1 protein-coding gene is annotated in these 2,199 nt (G+C 46.9%); it reads left to right on the top strand.

Annotated elements, in window-relative coordinates; all coding sequences use genetic code 11:
- Window positions 1-233 precede the first annotated feature (233 nt).
- Window positions 234-2,105: a CAP domain-containing protein gene (locus tag HMPREF0044_RS01910; RefSeq protein WP_006546408.1), complete on the top strand. Its 1,872-nt coding sequence runs from the start codon at window positions 234-236 to the stop codon at window positions 2,103-2,105.
- Window positions 2,106-2,199 lie beyond the last annotated feature (94 nt).

Genomic DNA, 2,199 nt, shown 5'->3' with positions numbered 1-2,199 from the left:
GAGGATTTTTCTTATTTCAGATTTTTACTCTCTTTTTCTATTTGAGAGTATTCTTCCTTCATGAAATAATTATATCATCAGTCGGACGGGACAACACAACACACCCCACCGGCTACAGTCCTAAAAGTTAATCGCATCAATATTGGAGGAAAATAAAATGCGTACTTCTATCACTAATAAACCAGTTAAGGGTCTTATTGTTCTCTCTGCTCTTGCACTTACCCTCTCCGCTTGTGGGGGGGGGGACTTCCTCTCCTGCTCTAGCTCCAAAGGCTTCTGCAGATAAGTCCACTACTCAATCCGCTCCTGAGACTACTGACCAGGGTACTAATAAGGTTGTGACTCCAGAAGTTAAAGAAGTTACCCCAGAAGTTAAGGAAGACATTGCTCCATCTGCTCAGGTTGTAGCTTCTGTTCCAATTGTTACTGTTCCTACCTATCGAGTGGTTACTCCGGTAGCTCCTCATTTTGCTCCTTCTATTGAAGGAATCATTGCTCCAGCTCCTGGTGCATACAAGCCAGTTCCTTCCAACCCAAATACTAAAGATGGGGGTATTGTTGCTCCAGCTCCTGGAGGTTCTCCTGTTACTCCTGATGTTCCAAAGGAAGTTGACCACTTGGCTGAAGCTCAGGCTAAGTTGCTGGTAGCTCGTGATAAGTTGGCTAAGGCTTCTGCTGACTTGGCTTCTCTTCAGGCTACTCGTGACGCCGTTGCTGAAGAACTTATGATGGCTAAGGGTCGTTTGGCTGAAGCTCAGAAGGTTCTGGACGAAGCTAAGGCTACTCTCCAGGAACTTCGTGCAGCTAATGCTGAATATATTCAGGCTCAGGCTCGCTTAGCTGAAACCACCAAGGCAGTTCAGGAACATGAAGCTCGTTTGGTTGCTCTGAATGCCGCACTTACCAAGGCACAGGGTACTCACACTACCGCTCAGGACAATTTGGCTACCGCTCGTGCAGAAGCTGAAACTGCTACTGCTAACTTCACCAAGGCTAAACAGGCTCGTAACGAAGCTGTAACCGCTTACAATGAAGCTGTTAAGGCTGAACAGGCTAACCCAACTGGCCCTATCGACTGGACTGCTTCTTCTAAGCAGGATAAAGCTAAGATTATTGCTCTGGCGATCATGGAAAAGTGGAACGCTTACCGTGCTTCTGAAGGTTTGGAAGCCATTGCATTCCATGATGATATCGTGAATACTTCGGTAGCACATTCTGAACGTATGGCTGGTGACTTCGGTTTCAACCACGACATGAATATCCGCCTAGATGGGTACTCTTACTACACCTACATGGAAAACATCGCAATATCTGGTTACTTTGATGAAACTGGTGTGGATGTAGCTGAACAGGTTGATGGTATCTTCTCTGGTTGGAAGGCTTCTAAGGGTCACAACGCCAACTTGTTGAATGGCTCTATCAATGCTGGTGGTGTGGGTATTTACATCGACGATGAGGGTAACATCTTCGCTACCATGCGTGGTTTTGCTCTAACCGATGCAGATGAACACACTGACTTCTTCGCTCCTAAGTCGGGTCAGGATTCTTATGACCTAAACATAGAGGAGAATACCGAAGCCCGTGAAGATTCCCCTCACAACTACACTCATGCTCGTAACTTCAACAAGATTGAAACTACTGAGGAACGAGTTGTAGATGTTACCCGCGCTCCTCGTGAGATTGATTCCTCTGCTAAGGACGAAGCTGAAAAGGCTTACAACGAAGCCAAGATGGCTAAGGATAAGGCCGAAGATGCTGTTGCTAAGGCTGAAGCTGAAGTTGCTACTGCTCAGGTAGCAATGGACGAAGCCCAGGACGCTATTCAGATTGAATCTGGTAAGACTGAAGGCTTGAACGAAGCTAAGGCTGATGCTCAGGCTGAAGCTGATAAGTACCCAGCTCCTGGAGGTTTGCCTGAAGCTGAACAGGCTGTAGCTACCACTCAGGGTATTGTTGACGCAACTGCTAAGGAGGTTGCTGATGCAGAAGCTAAGGCTCAGCAGTCTGAGGCTAATGTTGAAGCTAAGAAGGCTGATGTTGCCAAGGCTCAGGTAGAGGTTGACAAAGCTGAACAGGCTGTTGACGCTCTTACCCCTAAGAACTAATTTCCTCCTCCAATAAGATAAAGTCCCTCTCGTGTTTATTCCTCACGAGAGGGACTTTCCTTTGATTAAATTGAGAGCGTGTGTCCCGCCGTGC

This window comes from Gleimia coleocanis DSM 15436 (assembly GCF_000159015.1).
Lineage (GTDB): Bacteria > Actinomycetota > Actinomycetes > Actinomycetales > Actinomycetaceae > Gleimia > Gleimia coleocanis.
This window is presented reverse-complemented; position numbering and strand designations above follow the sequence as displayed.